Source organism: Dulcicalothrix desertica PCC 7102 (assembly GCF_003991905.1).
GTDB classification, from domain to species: Bacteria; Cyanobacteriota; Cyanobacteriia; order Cyanobacteriales; family Nostocaceae; genus Dulcicalothrix; species Dulcicalothrix desertica.
Window position 1 is genome coordinate 81,715 of the sequence record NZ_RSCL01000020.1, and the last position, 17,140, is coordinate 98,854.

General features: G+C 39.0%; 10 protein-coding genes. 3 read left to right on the plus strand and 7 right to left on the minus strand.

The window, feature by feature from the left end; translation table 11 throughout:
* Positions 1–305 precede the first annotated feature (305 nt).
* The 5 genes from DSM106972_RS34730 to DSM106972_RS34750 form a co-directional block, all read right to left on the minus strand.
* Entirely contained in the window at positions 306–1,136 is an 831-nt protein-coding gene (locus DSM106972_RS34730) for a nitrate ABC transporter ATP-binding protein (RefSeq protein WP_186538909.1), read from the minus strand.
* A gap of 89 nt (positions 1,137–1,225) precedes the next feature.
* Positions 1,226–3,229 (minus strand): ABC transporter ATP-binding/substrate-binding protein, encoded by a 2,004-nt coding sequence (locus DSM106972_RS34735; RefSeq protein ID WP_127084973.1) that lies wholly within the window; start codon positions 3,227–3,229, stop codon positions 1,226–1,228.
* A gap of 159 nt (positions 3,230–3,388) precedes the next feature.
* Positions 3,389–4,261 carry a nitrate ABC transporter permease gene (gene ntrB, locus DSM106972_RS34740; protein WP_127084974.1) on the minus strand — a complete coding sequence of 291 codons (873 nt, stop codon included), beginning with the start codon at positions 4,259–4,261 and terminating at the stop codon, positions 3,389–3,391.
* 104 nt (positions 4,262–4,365) lie between these two features.
* Complete coding sequence (locus DSM106972_RS34745; protein ID WP_127084975.1) at positions 4,366–5,694, minus strand: CmpA/NrtA family ABC transporter substrate-binding protein; 1,329 nt, start codon at positions 5,692–5,694, stop codon at positions 4,366–4,368.
* 91 nt (positions 5,695–5,785) lie between these two features.
* Complete coding sequence (locus tag DSM106972_RS34750) at positions 5,786–7,333, minus strand: ferredoxin--nitrite reductase (protein WP_127084976.1); 1,548 nt, start codon at positions 7,331–7,333, stop codon at positions 5,786–5,788.
* A gap of 414 nt (positions 7,334–7,747) precedes the next feature.
* Here DSM106972_RS34750 and DSM106972_RS34755 point away from each other — a divergent pair, with 414 nt between their 5' ends.
* Together DSM106972_RS34755 and DSM106972_RS34760 are read left to right on the plus strand one after the other, a co-directional pair.
* Positions 7,748–8,968 (plus strand): HEAT repeat domain-containing protein, encoded by a 1,221-nt coding sequence (locus DSM106972_RS34755; protein ID WP_233787753.1) that lies wholly within the window; start codon positions 7,748–7,750, stop codon positions 8,966–8,968.
* Between the two features lie 579 nt (positions 8,969–9,547).
* Positions 9,548–11,098, plus strand: coding sequence for a zinc ribbon domain-containing protein (locus tag DSM106972_RS34760; RefSeq protein WP_127084977.1), 1,551 nt, complete (start codon positions 9,548–9,550; stop codon positions 11,096–11,098).
* A gap of 1,013 nt (positions 11,099–12,111) precedes the next feature.
* On the opposite strand, the gene DSM106972_RS34765 is transcribed toward DSM106972_RS34760, so the two are convergent.
* Both DSM106972_RS34765 and DSM106972_RS34770 read right to left on the minus strand, forming a co-directional pair.
* Positions 12,112–13,404 carry a hybrid sensor histidine kinase/response regulator gene (locus DSM106972_RS34765; RefSeq protein WP_127084978.1) on the minus strand — a complete coding sequence of 431 codons (1,293 nt, stop codon included), beginning with the start codon at positions 13,402–13,404 and terminating at the stop codon, positions 12,112–12,114.
* 12 nt (positions 13,405–13,416) lie between these two features.
* On the minus strand, positions 13,417–15,798 hold the full coding sequence (locus tag DSM106972_RS34770; protein ID WP_127084979.1) for an MASE1 domain-containing protein: 2,382 nt from the start codon (positions 15,796–15,798) through the stop codon (positions 13,417–13,419).
* Between the two features lie 380 nt (positions 15,799–16,178).
* Between DSM106972_RS34770 and DSM106972_RS34775 the strand changes: the two genes are divergently transcribed.
* Positions 16,179–17,129 (plus strand): LysR family transcriptional regulator, encoded by a 951-nt coding sequence (locus DSM106972_RS34775; protein WP_127084980.1) that lies wholly within the window; start codon positions 16,179–16,181, stop codon positions 17,127–17,129.
* Positions 17,130–17,140 lie beyond the last annotated feature (11 nt).

The window sequence follows — 17,140 nt, forward strand, 5'->3', positions numbered from 1 at the left end:
CCAAAATCAAGACTATTCAGCAAATAGTCTTATCTACTTATTCAAATAAAACCAAAAATTTGGTGCTAGTAGTTCACAGTAGGGTGGGCATTGCCCACCTTACTACATTGTGCCCATTGTCTCTTCGTGGTTCCTTATCTTACACATAAGTATTGTGTATTAATGAACAATCTAAAAAGCTTTCTTATATACAAATTAGAACTAAGACGCAACTATATTGGTATCACCTGTAACCGTTTGAAAGTATCCATGAAAAAAACGCATTGAAGCAATGCGTTATAAAAGATACTCACATAATTAAAGCTCTATTCCTCTACATGAGCGCAACGACGATAGAGAAAATCGAGAGCATAATTACGAAGCTCGTAGTATTTAGTGTCTTCCATAATACGCTTGCGGTTACGGGGACGAGAAAACGGAATATCAAGAACCTCGCCAATTTGTGCAGCAGGCCCATTGGTCATCATTACCAGTCGGTCAGCGAGAAACAAAGCTTCATCAATATCATGCGTAATCATCAACACAGTAACTTGATGCTCACGCCAAATTTGTAGTAGTTCCTCCTGTAGCTCCTCTTTAGTAATAGCATCAAGGGCGCCGAAAGGTTCATCAAGAATTAATACTTTAGGACGAATACTAAGCGCACGGGCAATCGCAACCCGTTGTTTCATCCCACCAGAAATTTGTGAAGGTCTTTTTTCAGCAGCTTCTGTCAAACCTACCAGTGCTAAATGCTCTTTAACAATTGCCCTTTTTTCAGCTTCGATTTTTTCGGGGAAAACCGCATCAACAGCCAAGTACACATTTTCAAATACCGACAGCCAAGGCAGCAAACAGTAATTTTGAAATACCATCATCCGGTCTGGGCCGGGTTCAGTAATGGGTGTATCTTGCAGCAGTACAACACCCTCAGTAGGAGTATTGAAACCCGAAATCATATTTAGCAGCGTTGACTTACCGCAACCAGAGTGACCAATTAAGCAAACAAACTCACCCTCACGAACCTTAAGGTCTATTCCATCAAGAACAGTGTAAGGACCATCTTTAGTTGGGTAAATCTTGCTAACGCCTTCGACGACTAAAAAATTGTCGGATGCTCTCGTGTCCTGTTGATTCGATTGAATTGTTGTTTGCATATTATTTAAGGTAATGATGGGTAATTAAGAAACCGGGTTTCTGGTTCGATATTGTTCGTACAATTAAAAATTTTCTAGAAACCCGGTTTCTAGAAGAACATTTCTTCGATGCGTATTTGGCGCTTGATTTCTAAACTGTTGAGATATTCAATTGGGTCTGATGGGTTAAAAACTTTGCCATCAAATAAATGAATTGGGTTATCCCATCCAATATCAAGAACACCTAAGTCGCGTGCTGCGGCGCCAAATATGTCTGGACGGCAAACTCGTTCAATGACTTCTACCCAGTTTTTTGGGAATGGTATTAAACCCCAACGTGCCATCTGTGTCATCATCCACAGTATTTCTGTACGGTTGGGACAATTTGTTTTATTGACAAAAAATCTAATATATGATGTTAACTCTTGCGGTTTACTACCATCTGCGCGTTCGTAAGGTGCTACAAAACCAGGACGGACGTACACAGGGTCTATATCAAGATATTCAGGACGACAGATAATTTTAAGAATTTCTTCTCGGTTGCGAAGGTCGTCACAATATTCGCAAGCTTCTAATAAAGCTTTAATAAGAGCAAGATAAGTTTCGGGATATTGTTGCGCCCATTCTTCTCTCACTCCCAAAACTTTAGCAGGTTGTCCCGCCCAAATTTCTAAAGCTGTCGCAGCAACAAAACCTGCCTTTTTGTGAACTGCCATATAATTCCAGGGTTCACCAGCGCAGTAACCATCTAGTGTTCCAGCTTGAAGTTGCGAAGCCATTTGCATTGGTGGTAATACAGTCAAATTCACATCTAGGTCAGGGTCAATACCACCAGCAGCTAACCAATAACGCAAAATAAAGTTCTGCATTGACGTAGGATGCACAACTCCCATATTCATAACATGGTCAGCATCCGCGTTAATTGCAGCTTTCAAATCTGAGACAGTTCTAACTCCCTGGTCGTATAATTTTTTACTTAAAGTAATTGCGTTAGCATTCCGGGAAAGATTAAGCGCGTTAACTACAGGAATTGGGGTTTTACCACCGGCGCCTAAAGTTAAGGCTAGGGGCATTCCTGCTACCATTTGAGCAGCATCAAGTCTACCAGTTCCAACCCCAAATGCGATATCCTTCCAACTAGTTTCGCGAGTCAGGTTAATTTCTTCTAATCCGTATTTAGCGAAAAAACCTTTTTCTTTAGCTACAATTAAAGGCGCCGTGTCAGTTAAAGGTAAAAAGCCAATATCGAGATTGATTTTCTCTAAACCGTTGCGGGATACTAATATTGGTGTAGCGGTCTTTTGAACAAGTTTCGCTTGTTGACGCTTCTTAGCTTGCTTCTGCTGATTAAGGAAATTTATTATTTCATTCCGCATGTTGTAATAATCTGGATGATTAACAACTTCCATTCTTTGACGAGGACGCGGAATGTCTACTTCTAAAATTTGACCAATATGTGCTTCTGGTCCATTTGTCAACATCACAATGCGGTCAGAAAGCAATAATGCTTCATCAACATCATGCGTTACCATCACACAAGTTAATTTGTTTTCGTTGCAGATTTTCATTAGCTGTTCCTGCAACCCACCTCTTGTCAATGCATCGAGGGCGCCAAAAGGTTCATCGAGTAATAGTAATTTTGGACGAATTGCCAAAGCGCGCGCTATTGATACCCGTTGTTTCATACCACCAGATAATTCTGATGGTAGTTTATTTGCATGGCGCCGTAGTCCCACCATATCAATATTGTGTTCGATAATTGAGCGACGCTCACCTTTGGGCTTGTCTTGGTAAACTTCATCAACAGCCAAAGCGATATTATCACGAACACTCAACCAAGGCAGCAACGAGTAGTTTTGAAACACCACCATTCGGTCGGGTCCAGGTTCGCGTATTTCACGTCCTTCAAGTGTTACACCGCCAATCGAGGCACGGTCTAACCCCGCAATAATATTAAGTAAAGTCGATTTACCACAACCAGAATGCCCAATTAGTGAAATAAACTCACCTTGTTGAATCTTCAATTCAATATTTTTGAGGGCAATATAAGTCTTACCATTGGGTAAATCGAATACGCGGTCAATATGGTCTACTTCAACAAAACAAGTTGTCATCTTAATTTTAGTTAGGAGTTAGGAGTTAGGAATTAGGAGTTGGGATTTAGGAGTTAGGAGTTGGGAATTAGGAGTTAGGAGTTGGGAATTAGGAGTTAAGAATTAGGAGTTGGGAGGAACGGAATATAACTCCTCACTCCTCACTCCTAACTCCTAACTTTATTTTTGTTCTGCTGGAATTACCAAGCTGGCAACAAAACCAATGGCGCGGTCGAGCAAAAGACCAACTACACCTATGTAAACTAGTGCTAATACAACTTGACCCATATCGCCACTATTGTAAGCATCCCAAATAAAGAAACCTAAACCGCCGGCGCCGTCGCTACTACCTGCGTTAACCATTTCGGCAGCAACAATAGCTAACCATGCTAAACCAATCCCAATTCGTAATCCGCTGAAAATATAAGGAACTGCTGCGGGAAATAATATCTTGAAGAAGTATTTTCTTCCTTTTAATCTCAACACTCTTGCGACGTTGCGATAATCTTGAGGAATTTGCTGTACTCCAGTTGTGGTATTGATCACAATTGGCCAAACAGCGGTGATAAAAATTACGAAGATTGCTGCAACTTCGCTTTTACTAATACCACCCAAAGTGGGTACAGCAGATAAAGCAATAGGCAACCAAGCGAGCGGAGGAACTGTTCGTAATATTTGAAAAATAGGGTCTAGTGCTTCAAACATTAAACGGTTAGTTCCGGTTAGCACACCTAAAGCAATACCAATAGTAGCTGCGAAGAAGTACCCATAACCAACCCGTTGCAAACTGGCAAGTAATTGGAATGCCAAACCTTTACCATCGTCATCATCCAGAAAAGGATTGAACAGAAGTTTTTGAACTGTGGGGTCTGAAAGAATTTTGATTGGCCCAGGAAATTCAGAAGAAGGCGCCGAACAAAGTATTTGCCAAACGACTAAGAAAATTAAAACAGCAACTAAAGGAGGAATTGCTTTTTTAGAATTTTTTCCGATTTGAGCAACTAGTTTACTGCTACTATTCTTAGTAGAAAATCTGCCTGCTTGTACTGCCATCTTTTATATTTTACTTATTTTTGTAGTGGGGATTTGCAACGAATTTTAACGGATGTAACGGATAGGAAGAAGCAATCATCCGTTACATCCGTTGCATCCGTTGCCTAGGCTTTCTTGATTTTTAATCCTTTGAGATAACCTGCGGAGTCAGCGGGGTCAAATTTAATTCCGAGAATATCTTCAACACCGCGCGAGTCGCTAGCAGGAATTGCAGCTTCTTGTCCGATAGCTTTAGCTGCTTCTTTCCACATATCTTCACGGTTTACTTTTGCAATCAAAGCTTTAACATCAGTGTCAGCAGGAAGTTGACCCCAGCGTATATTTTCAGTTATAAACCAGGTATCGTGACTCTTATAAGGGAATGAAGAATTATCATTCCAGAATTTCATTGCTACTGGACTTGCTGTTTCAATTCGACCTGTACCATAGTCTATTTTACCTTTGGAACGGTCGCTAATAGCAAGAGCATCTACTTTTAAATACTTACCAGTTGCAATTATTTTAGACATTTCGTCTTTATTTTCAGGCTTATCGCACCAAATTTGCGCTTCTTGCACTGCCATTAATATTGCTTTAGCTGCATTGGGATTCTTTTCTACCCAGTCAGCGCGCATTGACAAAGCTTTTTCTGGGTGGTCTTTCCACATTTCACCAGTCACTAACGCAGAATAGCCAGTTTGTTCTTGAATGAGTTTGCCATTCCAAGGTTCTCCAACACAGAAAGCATCCATCTTACCTGCTTTCATACTGGCAACCATTTGTGGTGGTGGGATAACTATGATTTCTACATCTTTTTCGGGGTCGATACCACCTGCTGCTAACCACGAACGCATCCACAAATCGTGGGTTCCACCTGGGAATGTGACTGCACAAGTTAGCTTTTTACCACCAGCTATAGCTTGCTTCAGTGGTGAACTATCTTTTCCTATCTTTAAGTCTTTATATTTATTTGATACCGAAATTCCCTGACCGTTGGTATTCAAGCGTGCCAAAATTTGCATTGGCAACGGTTGTTTTGTCTTAGTAATGGCGCCAGCAGTCATCAAATAAGGCATTGGGCTGAGAATGTGCGCTCCATCGATGCCACCTTGAGCAGAACCGAGTTCTAAGTTATCGCGTGTTGCTGCCCAAGATGTTTGTTTGACAACTTGAACATCGGTCATTCCATATTTTTGGAATAGTCCTTTTTCAAAAGCAATAATTAACGGCGCCGAGTCGGTTAAAGCAATGAATCCTAGTTTGGCTGATTTGGTTTCAACTTTGGGAGCATTTGCAACAGTCGTCACATTTGCTGCTGGTTTTGCTGTGTTACTTGTCGAAGCTCCAGAATTGTCAGCATTAGACCCATTTGATGAACAACCGTTTGCGATAATGGCGCCCGCTGCGGTAATACCTGCGGTGATGATGAATTTTCTTCTGGAGAGATTTGTCATTACTTTGTTTATTTGTTTAGTAGTTGAATTATTAATCTTGTGGAATGGGCATCCATTGTGGAATGGGCATCCTTGCCCGTTCCAACCCTTACTATGTATTAACTAATACCTTTGGTTTGGCGCCAAAGTGTGTAACTAGCAATTCTTGCAATACTGGCTGTAAATCATCACAAGGAACTCCTTTGGTAACGCAAGTTCCTAAATGCGCGTCTTTGCCAACTTTGCCACCCATGTAAATATCAACACCTTCGACAGGTTTGCCATTTTTACGCGCTTTGGTTCCCATCAAGCCAATATCCGCTACTTGAGGTTGTCCGCACGAGTTTGGACACCCTGTCCAATGAATGCGTACTGGTTGAGTCATTTCTAACTCAGATTCTAACGCTTTTATCATTGCTAGCGCACGGTTTTTGGTTTCTATCAACGCAAAATTACAGAACTGGGCGCCTGTACAAGATACCAAAGCGCGTGTAAGTGGTTCGGGATTAATTTTAAACTTTCCAAGCAGAGATTCTGTAAAAAATGATGCCAAACGCACATCAGATATATTGGGAATAACAATATTTTGTTCTACAGTGAGCCGAATCTCACTAGTCCCATAAACCTCTGCTAGACGGGCAATTTCAAACATATCTTCTGCATACAACCGACCCACCGGAATCTGCAATCCTGCGTAGTATAAATCTGATTGTTTTTGTTTATGTATACCAATATGATCTCGTTTTTCCCAGTCGATTTCGTCGTGTGCGGCGCCTGGTAAAAGTGATTTACCCAAACGCAACTCGACTTCTTCACGAAACCTTTCTAAACCCCACTCATCAATTAACCACATTAAACGTGATTTTTGACGGTTCGCACGTAATCCATTATCGCGGTAAACCTCCAAAATGGCTCGGCATACAGCTACCACATCTTGTGGAGGAACCCAAGCATTTAGAGGAATAGCAGCATCACAACGTTTAGCTGAGAAGAATCCACCCACTAATATATTGAATCCAAAATTTCCATCTGTAAATGCAGGCACAAATGCTAAGTCATTTATTTCTGCATGAACCGAATTGTCCCGTCCTCCAGTAATTGCGATATTAAATTTACGCGGCAGATTTGAAAACTCGGCGTTACCAACTCCATTGTTGGTAATCATCGCCTGGATTTGTTCAACCAACTCGCGCGTATCATACAATTCTGAAGCGTCTAATCCAGCAATTGGGTCGCCAGTAATATTACGGACGTTATCCATCCCAGATTGAACAGAAGTTAACTCAACTTCTCGGAATCGATTGAAAATTTCTGGTAAATCTTCGATTCGTATACCGCGCAATTGAAAATTCTGCCTGGTAGTAATATCAGCACAACCATCGTCACCGTACCGCTGAACTACTTCGGCTAACACCCGCATTTGTGAAGAATTAAGAATACCATTCGGCAATCGTAACCGCATCATAAATTTACCAGGTGTAACAGGGCGAAAAAACACACCTAACCACTTCAGTCGATGGTCACGGTCGGTTTCGTCCATCGCTTCCCAACCTAGCGTTGCAAATTTTTCAAGTTCTGCCTTAACGGAAAGTCCGTCTTTTTCTGCTTTTAATTTTTCAAACTTGTTTTGACTGGTAGTATTGATAGTGGCTGCTGTCATAATCGCTTCCATTACGTCGTAGTTCAATGCTCCGGTGACCGTATCCCAATATCAACCGTTTTGGTTTGCGCTATTGCACCCAAATTACCGGGATGAAATATACACGTTTGTACGTTAAGAGCGAGGCTTAGATACTGGGTTAGTAACTCTTTACATAACTTAAGTTAATGTTGAGTGAGAGCAAAAATCGTATAAATTGTTACGATTTGTTAGAAAAAATGCACAATACGGATGCCATCTATGTAACATCCGCATAAAATTAATCAAATTTTAAGGAAAAAGCATCTTGTTATTGGGAAGTACAGGACAGCTAAGAGATAATGAGTACTAAGAACGTGCGTACATTTTCCCCAAAAGTACACAAGCAAATTTTTGAACTCTAAATTTCCTGAATACCTTTCATTACATTAAGACGTGAACAACATCAACCAACTATTAATGCAAGCTATCGCAGCACGTGATACACATAACTGGTCGTCATTCAATCAATGCAAAGAGCAATTGCTAAAGGAAAACTCAAATTACCTTGAGACTGTCGAGCGTCAAGAAGATTTGTTGGAATTAGCGCTTTTGATTTTCGAGCATAGTGATTTTCATTCTCGTTGGGAAGTTGCTAAAGTCTTTAAACGTTTGGGGAGTGTCGCAATTCCAAAGCTCGTAGAAATATTGTCCGATGATACGCTAGATGAAGAGTTACGTTGGTACGCAGTGCGAATTTTGGGAGAACTCAAAAACGAGTCAGCAATTCCAGTATTAATAGAGTTAATTCAAACCGACGACTCGGAAGAATTAAAGTCAATGGCATCTGTCGCATTAGGGCAACTTGGCTCCAAAGCAATTTTATCACTCTCTTCTTTGTTAGCTTACTCGGATACGCGGTTCTTAGCTACGCAGGCATTATGTTACATCCGTAACAAAGAGACTATTTTACCCTTACTGAGCGTTGCTGAAGATTCCCAAGTCGCTGTAAGGGTAGCAGCGATTGAAGCGTTGAGTAGTTTTCATGACTCGCGTGTCCTTGCAGTACTTTTACGTAGTTTAGATGATGAATCAGCACAAGTAAGACGCACAGTTGTTACAGGATTAGGTTATCGTCGTGATTTGCATAACTCCGAGTTAGATTTAGTCGCATTATTACAACCCAAACTTTACGATTGTGATTCAATAGTCGCGAGTGCAGCTGTTGTTGCGTTGTCACGGATGGGTAATGATGCTGCTGCACATCATTTGTATCAGTTTCTATTATCACAAAAGGCGCCGCTTCAATTACAAATCGAAACAATCCGCGCGCTAACATGGGTTGGTACAATTTCCGGCTTAGAATATCTACAGCAAGCCCTAAATATAATTAGATCAAAAACACTATGCGAGCAAATTGTCACTGTTTTAGGACGAGTCCAGCAATCAGATTTAATACATAAAGCCGCCGATATTTTATTAGAAATGCTACATCAAAAGCATCCAGCTTGTTCAATAGATACCGTTAGAAGCGCAATCGCTTTATCTTTAGGACAACTTGGTAGAGTTGATGCTGTTGAACCATTAACTACCCTACTTAATGATAGTAATACTCAAGTACGCCTACACGCTCTAGCAGCTTTGAAGAACTTGGCGCGGTTAAACTATTTGCCTTAAATCTATGTAAATCTATACATATGTCATTATTTTCAGAAGATACATAGGTTTAAGAAAATCGTAAATACGCGCGCAGGAAGCTGGACTGTTATGTACCCTTTTTCCGTTCCCTTACCGGAATGTACTTCTCCGTATAATACTCAAGCTAAGTAAGAATCATCGTAATAAAGCTACATTGTCTTCATTGCTTTTTATCGCTAACTCAAGAACTTTAGCTTTAATACTGAGTGCTTAAAAAACATCAATTGTTCTTGGTGCATTCCGGTGAGTTCCGGGATATGTAAGACACCTTTATACACAATATATCAACTCCGCAAAGAGTGCATGGTGCTAGAGCGCTACCAAAGGTAAGTTCAAGTGCGTGTTGGTTCAAAACAACAATCTTTACAGATGCGGGAAAGTCTAGATTTGTTTAAGGGAAGTTAAGAAGTGAAAACAATTTATTATCAATTCTAGATGTTTTTTAGTGTCAGAAAATTTTGTCATAATTTTTAATAATTAAGCTTTCAGAAAATCCAGATATTATGTTAGAGTAAATTCATCAACTTTATGAGAACAAAATCTAACTAATTAGTTGTTATGAAAGCAAACAAGCAACAAACAACTGAAGAGTCTTATACAGTAATTACGCCTGTGATTTATTGCTCAGATGAACCACAAATAGACAGATTAATGAATGCTTGTGGAGTTGTAAGAGCAGTAACTTATAATAAACTAGGGTCACTACAAGGATGGAATTTAAATTGGATGTTTGCAGCGCCTCAAATTAAACCAATACTGCCTCCAGAGTCAGTTGGAATGTCGAAGTGCAGGAAAATTTGGGAATGGTCTGTAAACGATTGCATGAAAGCGATTGCCGCGCAGCAAGAAGCAGCAATCGCTGTGATTATCCGTGAAATCTGGCAGAAATTGCCAATGCAAGTCAATCAACAAAAACGAATTGCCTGGTTATTAGAGAAAGAAAACAAAAAACTCCATGAACAGGCATTAATATTATTTCCCAAATGTGAAATAGAGTTATCAAGAGAAAAATTATTAAATCTGTTATATACAAACCCAACAGAGGTCAATTGGTTGCATCGACGTGTTAGAAAACATTTTCAACGAGGACATACTTATAAACGTAATCAAATAGTTTACCAAGGTGCCGGTTATAAGTGTCAGCGAGTTAATCGACACTCAGTAGTATTGACTGTAATGGGTGAAGACGCACGTCAAAAGATTACATTAAAATTACGTAGCCGCCAAATCATAAAAGGACAAATTCGATTAATTCGTAACGAGCTTCAAGTACTCGAAGTTCATTGGACAAGAACTAGAACTATCATTTTACCCACACAATCTAAGTTACCTGTACTCATTGGTCTCGATAAAGGTTATACAGAAGGCTTTTATACATCAGATGGTGTACAAGTGGCGCCTGGTTTAGGTAAGTTAATGTCTAATAAAACTAATCGCATTACAGCAAAAAATCGTAATCGCTACCGAATTCGAGCTTTTTCTGAATCATTGAAGAAACATGACCCCGTTTCTTCAGCACGTATTTTCAAAAATAATCTTGGTTATAAAGTAAAAGAAAGAAAGCTACAAAACGAGAAAAACACAATTAAAAATTTTATTCGCAGAGATTTAAGACGAGTAATTACAACGAATGTAGAATTATTCTGCGAAGATTTATCCTCTCCAATAAAAAGCAAGACAGGTGCGAAATCAGTTAATCGCAAGCTAAATCAATGGATGAAAGGAGAGTTACAGACTTCAGTCGATAAGATCGCTCTGGAGACCGGTTCAAAAGTTACGTTAGTCAACTGTGCTTACACATCGCAAATGTGTTCTCTGACTGGAACGCTTTTAGGTTTTAGAAAAGGGGATCGTTTTACCTGCCACACAGGGGTTGTGCTGCACGCTGACAAAAATGCGGCCATAAATATTCGTAATCGTGGTACAGATTATGAAATCCAAAGGTTCATGAAATCAGAGGAAGTTTTGGTCGTGTTACTGAATCGTACCATTCGGTATTTAGTTTCGATTGGGAAGTCTATAAGTGATGCTTTAGAGTTGGGTTGGCTCAACCCAAAGTTTAAAGCAAAAGCTTTAAAACTTGAAACTATTTATCACTCTCAGGGGTAGAGAGTACGCTTAAGCCCACCATTGGTAGACAAGACCAAACGTCAACCATAGTCTAAAAGCACTAACCAATGCGTGAAGATAGCAGCAATTAACGACAAATTTATTGAAAGCTAGGTAAACATTATATTTAAAATATAAAGGTTTGCATAGGAATAAGTAGATTTAGTTTACCCCTGACAAACACTGGAACTTTGACTCATGTCATGCTGAGGAACGAAGTATCTAAAATCTGTAACTCATGTCATGCTGAGGAACGAAGCATCTAAAATCTGTAACTCATGTCATGCTGAGGAACAAAGCATCTAAAATCTACAACTCATGTCATGCTGAGGAACGTTAACGCAGTTTTCCCGAAGGGTAGCATCTAAAATCTACAACTCATGTCATGCTGAGGAACGTTAACGCAGTTTTCCCGAAGGGTAGCATCTAAAAGATTTTGATGCTTGTTTAAAACTAAACTTATAACCAGTTTGAGAATATATATCCTCGCCTGAAAATTCGCAAACCATTTCCTAGAGGATAAATCCCGGCAAATATATCCTCTAGGAAAATTAGCGAAACACAATACTGCCTCTACAGTAATTATTTTTACTATTTTTAATCAAAATTAAGTATTTTTTGCAAAAAAAGCGCTATTTTAGAAAATTAATATTTACAAAAGTATCGTTTTTATACAGCTTCATATTTGTCTCTATGTGGAAGTGGTAGAGTTCAAGCGAGGATAAATTCGATAAATATATCCTCAAAATATTTAAGATGCTTTGTACCTTAGCATGACAAAGATGCTTCGTACCTCAGCATGACAAAGATGCTTTGTACCTTAGCATGACAAAGATGCTACCCTGCGGGAAAACTACGTTTACGTTCCTCAGCATGACAAAGATGCTACCCTGCGGGAAAACTACGTTTACGTTCCTCAGCATGACAAAGATGCTACCCTGCGGGAAAACTACGTTTACGTTCCTCAGCATGACAAAAGTTCACATTTTACTCGTTTGGAGTATAATGCAACTTCACTCAATATAACTACCGACTCTCAAAGGAATTTGAATAATAAACTCACTTCCCTGTCCTAACTCAGAAACACAGTGTAACGAACCAGCGTGTCTCTCGGTAATAATTTGATAGCTAATAGCTAAACCCATACCTGTACCAACACCAATGGGTTTTGTAGTAAAAAAAGGGTTAAATATTTTTTGTTTGACTTGTTCTGGTATTCCCAAACCGTTATCAGCTATACAAATTTTAACAATATTGCTTTCGACTAACTCAGTAGAAATTGATATTTCAGGATTTGGGAGTACACTTTTCGTAATTTTCTCTTCTATTGCATCAATTGCGTTGCTAAGAAGATTCATAAATACTTGATTTAGCTGTCCTGCATAGCACTCAATAAGAGGTAGCTCGTTATATTTTTTAATAACTTCAATTGCAAGACGTTCCGAATTAGCTTTAAGTCGATGTCCTAGAATCATCAAAGTACTATCAATTCCTTGATGGATATCAATAGGTTTTATATCAGCTTCATCTAGTCGCGAAAATACTCGTAAAGAAAGCACAATCTCTTGAATGCGCTTTGCACCTACTTTCATTGACTGAAGTAGCTTGGGGAAATCTTCTATTAAATAATTTAGTTCGCTTGTTTCTATTTCAGCTTCGACTTCTGGTAAAGGGTTGGGATAGTGATGTTGATAAACGTTAATTACTCTCAGTAATTCTTGAGCATATTCGTTAGCGTGAGTAAGGTTAGCAGAGATAAAATTAACTGGGTTGTTAATTTCATGCGCGACACCTGCAACTAATTGACCCAAACTAGACATTTTCTCACTCTGAATAATTTGGGTTTGAGCTTGTTGCAACTCTGTTAAAGTTTGCTCAAGTCTATTTTGTGCTTCAGTACGTTCGTTTACTTCCTTCTTCAACATTAGCTCTGTGTTTCTTAGCGCTAAGTGAATGTTGACTCTCGCTAGCACCTCCTCTACTTGAATTGGTTTACTAATATAGTCTACGGCGCCTCCAAGCAAACCTTTGACTTTATTTTCAGTATCAGAAAGTGCCGTCAAAAAAATTACTGGTATTTCTTTTATCCTAGAATCGGCTTTTATCCGCTTACAAGTTTCAAAACCATCAATTCCAGGCATCATAATATCTAATAAAATCATATCTGGCTGGATAACTGGTAGTTTTTCAAGTGCCATTTCGCCACTTTTGACAACATACACTTTAAATCCAGCTTCATGTAAAATATCAAATAATATACGTATATTATTAGGATTGTCATCAACAATCAAAATTGAGTTTTTCACTACTACCTTCTTTTAGTTACAGTCAATAATATAAATATTAATTAAAGAAACTATCGCTTCCATTTCAAATTCATCAGCTAAAAACAAAACTTTCTCAGTAAAAGCTTTATATTTCTTATCTAGCCGTTCAATTTCTAAGACAGCAGCTTGAATATCAGCAACATCGCACCGTTGTGCAGCTTCATACAATGTTGTGAGTGCAGATGCAGGAGGAATGTCCATCACACTTGTTTCAGCTAAATATAACGAATTGGTTGCTAATTTCTGACTCTGCTCATAAATCCATTGCAATTGTAAGTGATTTTGTAACTGTGAAAATAATTCCTCTACTTGTACAGGTTTGGGAAGAAAATCATTACAGCCAGATAAAACTGCTTCATGCCGATGAAAATCAAACACGCTAGCAGAGGAGGCAATAATTAGTGAATTTTCAAATTCCTCTAACTCTCGCAGATGCTTGGTCATTGTAAACCCATCCATCACAGGCATTGCTAAGTCTGTAATAATTAAGTCAGGTTTTTCTTGAATAGCTTTTTCTAATCCCTCCTCACCGTTAGTTGCTTCCAATACCTCAAAACCTATTGGTTGAAGTAAATTCACTAAAACCGAACGATTTTCCCAACGGTCGTCCACAATCAATATTTTGCGTTTTTCGCTCTCAAATCCTATAACAGTACCTTTTTGGGTATTGTGAGTATTCGTCCATTCTTTTGCTTCCATAAATTCTATGTCAAACCAAAAAGTACTGCCTACACCTAATTGACTTTCTACATTAATTGTGGCGCCCATTAAACTCACAACCTTATGACTAATAGCTAAACCTAACCCCGTACCTTCGATTTGTTTTTCAGATGAACCAACCTGCTCAAATGGTAAAAATATTTTCTCCATAACGTCCGGCGCCATCCCCACACCAGTATCTTCAATTAAAAAACGAATCATCCCGTTTTCTAATACCTCAACTTTAAATGTTACTCCTCCAGTATCGGTAAACTTAATCGCATTACCCAAAAGATTGATTAAAACTTGCCGCAAACGTTTATCGTCAGCACAAATAGCAATAGGTAGTTGATTGTTTAACCGATAATCAAAACTGATACCCTTTTGTTCTGCACGAATGCTACAGATTTCCACGACACTTTGTAAAAAAGACGGAAAGTGGAAATCTTTTGGATGAAGCTCCATTTTTTTGGCTTCAATTTTTGAGAGGTCAAGGACATCGTTAATTAAAGTTAACAAATGCTCACCACACTGGTGAATAATATTAATCCCTTTATGTTCTTTCTCTGGTATAACTTTAGAACGCTGGAGAATTTGGGCATAACCCAAAATTCCATTGAGAGGAGTACGCAATTCATGACTCATCGAAGCGAGGAATTCGCTTTTTGCTTGGTTGGCAGTGTCAGCAATAATTTTTGCTTGTTGCAATTCTAGAGTACGTTCCTCTACTCTTTGTTCTAACTCATCGTTAGCTCGCTTGAGTTTTGCTGCGGCTTTTTTATTTTCGTTAATTACTCCAGAAAGTATTAAAGTAGTTAAGGCAACAACACAAATAAAAGATTGCAGCAGAAATAAAGACAAAACAACTGAGTGTTTAGCAAACGACCCAAAACCATGACCCGTTCCATAAATAGCAATTACTGATATAATAAAAACAAGTGTCGTTGATTCCCGTTGCCCAAACCGAAATACCGCCCAAATCAACGGTGGAATTAACATGTACTCTAAAGGATATCCGCTGGAAAATGTAGTCCAACTAATAATAATTACTAATAGAAGTAAGCATCCCAACTCTGCGAACTTTTTTAAAGATTTTTGCTTATCTACATATCTTTGAGACCACGTTAACAGCATTGGAATGATGACTAAGTAACTAGTAAAACCCTGTATCAACCAATTTCGCAATACATCTCCAAAACTTGCCCAAGGAGTAATTCCAGCTAATGCTTGTACCGTGACCCCATAAGTATTAGTAACAAGAGGACTAGGTATTAGTAATAAGACAAATTTAAAAATGTCCTCAGACCTTTCTAAGGGGTTACGACGTTTAATAATGCGATGGATAAGAAAAGTTGTTACTAAAACGTCAATAACTGTAACTGGCGATATCAACGTATTGACAATAAATGTCGATAATTTACCATCAGAAAATAGTAATTGGTTGATAGTAAATTCACTCAGTAAGGCAGCAGGCCAAATGCGGTATCCCAGACGCAGCATTGCCGCTAAGTAAACACCACCTGTAGGCCAACATGCTATGGCGCCATCTTTAAAGTACAGTGTTTTGGATAAATAAATTAGAGTATAGCCAATAATTGGAAGTACAACTGCCGAAATAAGCACCGTCCAGTCCAATGTAAATTTAAATTGCTTTTTATTGACAATTTGTTCCATTGATTTATTTGGTAGAATAACGAGTTAACGTGCAAGACTTTCATTTTTATACTTCCCAAAAAATATTGAAAGTAACATGGAACAGGCAAGGATGCCTGTGCTACAAGACAAAATATTTAATTATAGATTAAGTAATTGTTATGAAATGTAAATTTTTTCTTGAAACTGAATTATTTTTTAAGAAAATATTTAGAATTTTCTGATAGTCAGATTTCGTCAAAATCTCAGTTATTTTACCGTTTTGAAGGTAAATAACCCAACATCGTTGGTACTGTAGAAAGTCGCAGCGAAAGAGCAAGATGTAACAAAATCTACTAAAACTTAGTGTCAAATCAGCTAAGTTGATATCAGCCACAAATGTAATTCAGGCTACACAAACAATGCGACTAGAGCAGCTGCAAGCTTTTCTGGGTATTGCTGAAGCTGGTAGTTTTCAAGGAGCAGCGCGTAAATGCGGTGTAACACAATCTACTATCAGTCGTCAAATTCAGGCATTAGAAGGGGACTTGGGGTGTGAACTATTTCACCGTACAAGTCAGGCAAAATTGACGCTTGCGGGTGAGCGGTTGTTGCCACGCGCGCGTAAAATATGTGCTGAATGGCAAAGCGCGACGCAGGAAATAGCTGATTTGGTTTCTGGAAAGCAACCAGAACTATGTGTTGCAGCTATTCACTCGCTATGTGCTTATTACTTACCGCCAGTATTACAGCAATTTTGCCACGATTACCCGGATGTTCAATTGCGAGTGACTTCGTTAGGGAGTGACCGTGCATTAAAAGTTCTCAAAGATGGTTTGGTTGATTTGGCTATTGTAATGAACAATCGTTTCTTGACTACGGGTCGCGAAATGATTGTAGAAACGCTATACGAGGAACCAATTGAGGTTTTAGTAGCAGTTAACCATCCTTTGGCACAATATGACATGGTTCCTTGGTCGGAGTTAGTGAATTATCCGCAAGTTGTGTTTAAAGATGGATATGGAATGCAAAGGTTAGTACAAGATAAGTTTGAGCGACTCGAAGCAACTTTACAAGCGGCTTTAGAAGTAAATACGCTTGATGCTTTTAGAGGAGTGGTTCGACAAGGTGAATTTGTAGCGTTACTGCCATATTCAGCTTTAGTCGAAGCACGCAATGACCCCACCCTTGCAGTTCGTCCCCTTGCTGGTAACAGTAGTCTTTTAAACGAGACCACATCGAGTATGACCCGTCGAGTCGTTATGGTAACTACTAATGACCGTTTGCAAATTCCCCCAATTCAACATTTCTGGCAGTTGGTGCGTAAACATATACCACCTCAGTTTGCTTTGGATATGCGAAACGCAAGTTAATTATTGGTGAA